Origin of the sequence: Flavonifractor plautii ATCC 29863 (genome assembly GCF_000239295.1) — a bacterium.
Classification (GTDB): Bacteria; Bacillota; Clostridia; order Oscillospirales; family Oscillospiraceae; genus Flavonifractor; species Flavonifractor plautii.
In genome coordinates this window covers 32025-38874 of sequence record NZ_JH417763.1, presented here as the reverse complement: position 1 = coordinate 38874, position 6850 = coordinate 32025, and the positions used below count along the sequence as shown (strand labels likewise).

At 64.6% G+C, this 6850-nt stretch carries 4 protein-coding genes; 2 read left to right on the top strand and 2 right to left on the bottom strand.

Annotated features, from left to right (window positions below):
• Positions 1 to 163: 163 nt before the first annotated feature.
• Positions 164 to 1153 (top strand): diaminopimelate dehydrogenase, encoded by a 990-nt coding sequence (locus HMPREF0372_RS09260; RefSeq protein ID WP_007491332.1) that lies wholly within the window; start codon positions 164 to 166, stop codon positions 1151 to 1153.
• A gap of 8 nt (positions 1154 to 1161) precedes the next feature.
• Here the strand turns inward: HMPREF0372_RS09260 and HMPREF0372_RS09255 are convergent, their stop codons facing one another.
• Together HMPREF0372_RS09255 and HMPREF0372_RS09250 are read right to left on the bottom strand one after the other, a co-directional pair.
• Positions 1162 to 2094 (bottom strand): D-2-hydroxyacid dehydrogenase, encoded by a 933-nt coding sequence (locus tag HMPREF0372_RS09255; protein WP_007491331.1) that lies wholly within the window; start codon positions 2092 to 2094, stop codon positions 1162 to 1164.
• 204 nt (positions 2095 to 2298) lie between these two features.
• The gene (locus tag HMPREF0372_RS09250; protein WP_007491328.1) at positions 2299 to 5046 is read right to left on the bottom strand and encodes an S-layer homology domain-containing protein; all 2748 of its coding nucleotides are present in this window, start codon (positions 5044 to 5046) and stop codon (positions 2299 to 2301) included.
• Between the two features lie 392 nt (positions 5047 to 5438).
• On the opposite strand from HMPREF0372_RS09250, the gene HMPREF0372_RS09245 reads away from it, so the two are divergent.
• The gene (locus HMPREF0372_RS09245) at positions 5439 to 6773 is read left to right on the top strand and encodes an enolase C-terminal domain-like protein (RefSeq protein ID WP_007491324.1); all 1335 of its coding nucleotides are present in this window, start codon (positions 5439 to 5441) and stop codon (positions 6771 to 6773) included.
• Positions 6774 to 6850 lie beyond the last annotated feature (77 nt).

Below are 6850 nucleotides of genomic sequence, written 5' to 3'. Positions count from 1 at the left end.
GCGCCGCCTGAGAGACAGGCGGCGCGCGCAGTCTGTTTTTTCCGTTTCTCCCCGGCAGCCCTCGTTTTTGGCCCCTGTCGCGCATAGGATAGAATGGCGGAAGCCGGACGGTTCCCGCCGCCAAATCAAACCGGCGCTGTCCGCCGCCGGGGGAGGAGAGCATATGGATCAGATCCGAATCGGTATCGTGGGCTACGGCAACCTGGGGCGCGGCGTGGAATACGCGCTGCGGCAGAACCCGGACATGGCGCTGGTGGGCGTGTTTACCCGACGCCCGCCCTCCAGCCTCACACTCCAGACGCCCGGCGTACCCGTGTATCCGCTGGACGCCCTGGACGGGATGGAGGGCGCCGTCGACGTGCTGCTGCTCTGCGGCGGCAGCGCCGCCGACCTTCCGGAGCAGAGCCCCAGGTACGCCGGACGCTTTCACCTGGTGGACAGCTTCGACACCCACGCGAACATTCCCGCCCACTTTGCCGCCGTGGACGCCGCGGCCAGGGCCGGCGGGAAGACGGCCATCATCTCCGCGGGGTGGGACCCCGGCCTCTTTTCCCTGGTGCGGGCCCTGGCCGCGGCGGTGCTGCCCTGCGGGGAGAGCTACACCTTCTGGGGCCGGGGGGTCAGCCAGGGCCACTCCGACGCCGTCCGCCGCATCCCCGGCGTCCGGGACGCGCGGCAGTACACCATCCCGGTCCCCGCCGCCCTGGATGCGGTGCGCAGCGGCGCCAATCCGGCGCTGACCACCCGGCAGAAGCACATGCGGGAGTGCTTTGTGGTGGCGGAGGAGGGGGCCGACCGGGCCCGCATCGAGCAGGCGATCATCACCATGCCCCACTACTTTGCCGACTACGACACCACGGTGCACTTTCTCTCTGAGGAGGAGCTGCTCCGGGACCACGGCGGCCTGCCCCACGGCGGCTTTGTCTTCCGCGGCGGCCGCACGGGCCGGCAGGAACAGAACCGGGCCCTGGTGGAATTCAAACTGACGCTGGACTCCAACCCGGAGTTCACCGCCTGTGTCCTGACCGCCTTTGCCCGAGCCGCCTTTCGCCTGGGCCGGGCGGGACAGGCGGGCTGTAAAACCGTGTTTGACATTCCCCCGGCTGCCCTCTCTCCCCTGTCGCCGGAGGAGCTGCGCCGACAGCTTCTGTAGGGGGCGTTTCAGCGAACGCGGTTGCGCAGCGCCTCCCCCGCCAGATAGCGGCGCAGGTTGTCCAGCGCGATGCGGGCGATGCGGCGCTCGGTGTCCGCCAGGTGGTTTCCTCCGGCGGTGTGGGGCGTGATGAGCGCCCTGGGCTGCCGCCACAGCGGATGCTCCGGCGGAAGGGGCTCCGGGTCAGTGACATCCAGGCCCGCGCCCCACAGGCGGCCATCCGCCAGCACCTCCGCCAGGGCCTGGCCGTCCACGCAGCTCCCCCGGCCGCCGTTGAGGAGGATGGCGTCCCCCTTCATGCGCAGCAGCCGCGCCTTGTCAAAGAGACGGACGGTGCCGGGGGTTTGAGGCAGCGTGAGGGCCACCACGTCCGCCGCGGGGAGCAGCGTATCCAGCGCTTCGAAGCCGTACATGCGCTCGATGCCCGCGGCGGGCTTGGCCGGGTCCCGCCGCACGCCGCTAGTGCTGGCCCCCAGGGTCTGGCACAACCGGGCGAAGGAGCTGCCCAGGTCGCCGGTGCCCACCACCAGCACCTGAGCGCCCAGCAGAGTCTTGACAGGGCCCAGGTCCCTCCAAAGCGCCCTGTTCTGCTGGTCCCGGTAACTGGGCAGGCGCTTCATCAGCGCCAGCAGCAGTGCGAACAGGTGTTCTGACACCGAATGGCCATAAGCCCCGGTGGAGCAGGTCAGCGCCGCCTCCGAGGGCAGGACGCCGGGGGCGGTATAGGGGTCCACCCCGGCACTGCGGGTGTGGAGCCAGCGCAGGGCGGTGCTCCCCCGCAGGCACTCCGGCGGCGGGTTGCCCAGAATTACCTGGGCGGACTGCCAGTCCTCCACCGTCAGTCCGTCCCCGTCGGGGTGGAACCGCTGGGGGGCCAGGACGGCAAAGGCCGCCCGCTCCTCCCCGGTCAGGTTAAGCAGATTTAAAATGATGGATTCCATGAACCTTCTCCTCCCTCAGAGGCGTTTTTCACCGCGCAAGACGCAGCGGCGGATACTTACACATCATAGGACCATCCCTCGCCGCGTCCCGCAGCTTCATAAAATTGAACCGCTCGGCAGAAAGGCTAAGTCAATGGCCTGAACATCCTCCCACGTCAGGAATTCACCCCGGCACGCAGCTGGGGAGAATCCCCGAAAAAGGCGTTAGGCCTGGGCGCTCTGCACGTAGCGCATGAGGATGGCGGATACCTCAGCGCGGCTGGCCGTGCCGCCGGGGTCCAGCCGGCCGCCCGATTTACCGGTGATCAGGCCCTGTGCCACCGCCCAGTTCATGGCCTCTCTGGCCCAGGCGCTGACGCCGGCTCCGTCGGCATAGCTGTCCAGCTGGTCCGCGTCCGCCTGTCCGCCGGCGTAGCGGAAGAGAATGGCGGCCAGAGATTCGCGGGTGAGGGCGGCGTCAGGAGAGAAGCCCTTGCCGGTGCCGGTGACGATGCCCTCGGAGGCCGCCCAGCGCACCGCCTCGGTGTACCACTGGTCCTCGTCCACGTCGTCAAAGTCCATGGCATAGTTCACCACGGGGGAGCCCGCCTCCCGCCACAGGGCGGTGACCAGCATGGCGCGGGTCATGGGCTGCCCGGGGGCGAAGGCGGAAGCGCCGGTGCCCTGCAGCAGCCCCTGGCTGGAGACGAACTCCACGGCCCCGGCCGCCCAATGGGTGGCCGGCACGTCGGTGAAGGTTCCGCCGGCGGCGGGCCGGAAGGTGTCGGTCAGATTGTCGGCCAGCTGAATCTCACTGGACTGGTCCAGGGTCACGGTGTAGGTGGCTCCGGACTGGAGCTGGGCCAGCAGGGCCTCGGCCTCTTCCCGGCTGTCCAGGCGCTCGGTACGGAGGATCTCAAACCAGTTGTCGTGGACACTCTCAATGGGGCCTCCGGCGCAGCTTCCATCATAGCCGTCGCTGACGCGGGCGCCCACCTGGACATACCAGGCGTCGGGATCGTGGGTAAAGGAATCCTTCAGGATGAAGATGCCGTCGCCCACGTCCTGGCCCTGGGCGTTTTCCACGCCGGAGAGCTTGTCGGTCTGGTTCATATAGCGGTTAAAGCCCTGGATGATCCTACCGCCATCGGTGAGGGTGATCTGGTAGGTGCCTCCCTCGCGGCGGTAGGGACCTGCGGCCTCAATGGTCTGGAGCTCCGCGTCGGTAACGGTGATTTCCGTGCCGAACTCGTCCTTGGGATCTGCCTTCCAGTTCTGGTAGTAATCCTCGTAGGTGATAACCGCCTGGCGCTTTTCCAGGAAGTTTACCCACTCATAGCTGCCGCTGTTCACGGCCTCCAGGAAGGGAATGCCCTTCTCCTCGGCGGCCTTGTTGATCTCCAGCATGGGGTACTGGTTGGTGTGCTGGGGCAGCATGTAGTCCGGCTCCACGGTCTGCTGCAGGTAGCGCAGGCCGTACTGGAAGGCCAGGCGCAGGTAGCCCCGGCCGGTGGGGTCGTTGTCGGGATCGTACTTGGTATTGCCGTTAACCCCGTAGCCGCCCAGGTAGGAGATAGTGAGCGTCTCGTTGGTGGCAGGGTCGGTCAGCTCGAAGATAAATGAGTCAGTACCGTTGGTGTGGCCGGCGGTAAGAACGGGTTTGATGCGCACGCTGCCGTCAAACTCCATCCACGTATCATTGATGTAGAACTTGTCCACGGCGTTGAGTACCGGGGTATCCTTAATGATACCGGTGATCTCAGGGAAGCCGTAGATATCGTAACCGTAGGTGTCCTCGTAGCACTCGTAGACCACGGGGTCTCCGCCGGCGTTTTTGATCATGGTGTCCAGCTCGGCGCCGGTGCCGTACTGATCGCCGTGGCCGTGAGTCAGGAGGATATAGTCAATGTCTCTGGGGTCGAAGCCCATGGCCTCTATGTTCCGCCAGTACTGGTACCCACTGGCGGGCCAGCCCGCGTCCAGGAGGATGAGGGTACCGTCGTCGGCCTGGGTCAGATAGATGGCCACCTCGTTGTCGCCCACGTAGTACAGCCGGTCAGGGATGATGGCGAAGGACTCCGTGGCGGTGAGCCATGCGGCCGCCGTGGGCTTGGCCACAGTTTTGCCGTCGTTCTCGGTCATAAAGCTGTCGATGGGCATGTGGTCAGCGGGGTACAGGTACTTCTCGTCAATGGTGGGCTGGGGGGTGATGTAGTACAGTTCCACCACCTCGGCCTGGTCAGCGTTGCGGTAGTTCTGGTCAAAGACCACCATAACCTGCTGACGGTTGGCGGTCTTGTAGAATTCGCCGTCGGTTTTCTGAGTGACGGGTACGTCGCTGAGCCGCCTAGCCGTGAGGGTGCTGGTGTCGGTGTTGAACTCGTAGACCTTCACGTCCGGGGCCAGGGTGTAGGTCTCGTCAAAGAGATCCAGGTCGCCCACGGTGATCTGATTGCCCGACTTGGCGGTGAGCCAGCCGGTGGCCAGCATGGCGCCGGGTTCGCCGTTCACCGGGGAGAGCTCGACGCCGTACTTCATGGTATCGAAATAGACGGTGCCCAGGTCGGACATGTACGCCGAGTAGATATTTTTGATGTTGATCAGCTCACCCTGTTCGTTGTAGCACAGTTCAATGGTGGAGCCGGCAGCCACCGGATTGTCCGCCACCGTAATGAGCGCCACGTCGGTCTCGGTCATGCCGGTGGGGGTGACCCTCTCGCGCCGGACGCCCTCGCTGTCGGCGTAGGCCACGTCCAGCGTAATGGTACCGTCGTTGTTCCTGACCGGGTCGGAGACCGCAAAAGCAAGGCGAGTACTGGCAAACTCGGTGCTCACTGGCCCGTGCTCCATCTCCGTCCTGCCGGGGGCCTTGACCCGTCCGGGTTCTGCGGCCAGCGCGCCGGGCAGAGCCGACAGGCATATGCATGCGGCCAGCGCCGAGGCGGCGGCTCTCATTTGAATGCGGTGCTTCATACAGAGATTCCTCCTTTTTTCTTGTGGATGGCGTTCGGTCGTGAAGCTAAAACAGCGGAAACACCAGCAGCATATTTGGATCTTACCACCAAACTATCCGGCACTCAAATTTGTTTTTTTAATCACTTTAACAGAAAAAGCGGATAAGCGCGCCTGTGGTGGGGTTTGATGCCGCAGGGACAGCAGGATTAGAAACACTATGGCAAAATATCAAAATAAATTAGTTTTCCTAATTGAGCGATCAGTTTAATCCGTTTGCCTTCTTGGGAGGGCCGTGATAAAATGCAGCCACAGTGTCAGGAATGTATTCTGTCCTGAAGGGAGGGCCGGGCCGCTCACTACCGAGGCGTATCCGCCAACTCACCTGAATTGGAACAAAGGAGTGCATTGTAATGGCCAATACCCCCAAAGTGGCCGCCATGGAGGTCTATCCTGTGGCCGGCAAGGACTGTATGGAGCTCAACCTCTCCGGCGCCCACGCCCCCTACTTCACCCGCAACATTGTGGTGCTCACTGACGACCGGGGCAATACCGGCATTGGCGAGGTCCCCGGCGGCCAGAAAATCACCCGCGCCCTGGAGAACGTGAAGCACCTGGTGGAGGGCACCAGCGTGGCCGACTACAAGATGACCCTGCGGAGGCTCAACGAGTGGCTCACGGCCAATATTAAGGACGACGTGCGGGGCCAGCAGACCTTTGACCTGCGCACCGGCGTGCACGTGGTCACCGCGGTGGAGACTCCCCTGCTGGACCTGCTGGGCCAGTATCTGGAGGTACCCATGGCCGCCCTGCTGGGCGACGGCATCCAGAGGGACAGGGTCCGCTTTCTGAGCTATCTGTTCTACGTGGGCGACCGCAAAAAGACCGATCTGCCCTATCACTCCGAGCCCGACTCCGACTGCGACTGGTACCGCCTGCGCCATGAGGAGGCGCTGACCCCCGACGCCATCGTGGCGCTGGCCAGGGCCACCTATGAGAAGTACGGTTTCGAGGACTTCAAGCTCAAGGGCGGCGTGCTGGAGGGCAGGGAGGAGCTGAAGGCCGTCCAGGCTCTGAAGGAGGCCTTCCCCAAGGCCCGCATCACCCTGGACCCCAACGGCGGCTGGCTGCTGAAGGACGCGCTGGCCCTTGCCCCTGAGCTGAAGAAGGTTCTGGCCTACTGTGAGGATCCCTGCGGCGCCGAAGGCCGCTTCTCCGGCCGCGAAATTATGGCGGAGTTCCGCCAGGAGAGCGGCATGCCCACCGCCACCAACATGATTGACACCGACTGGCGGGAGATGCGCCACTGCATCGCCCTGCGCAGTGTGGATATCCCCCTGGCCGACCCTCACTTCTGGACCATGGCGGGCTCCGTCCGGGTGGGCCAGATGTGCAATGATTTCGGCCTGATGTGGGGCTGCCACTCCAACAACCACTTCGATATCTCCCTGGCCATGATGACCCAGTGCGCCGCGGCGGTGCCCGGCAAGCTCAACGGCATCGACACCCACTGGATCTGGCAGGAGGGGCTGGAGCGCCTGACCAGGGCACCGCTGCAGATCGTGGACGGCTGCATCAATCTGCCGGAGCGGCCCGGCCTGGGCGTGGAGCTGGACCGGGAGCAGCTCCAGAAGGCCCACCAGCTCTACCTGGACAACTGTCTGGGCGGCCGGGACGACGCCGTTGGCATGCAGTACCTGATCCCCGGCTGGACCTTCGATCCCAAGCGCCCCTGCCTGGTCCGCTGATTTCCGGTTTCCCTGCGATTCCACATATCGTTTCAGAGACACGGCGCGGCCGGGACGGATTTTCTCTGTCCCGGCCG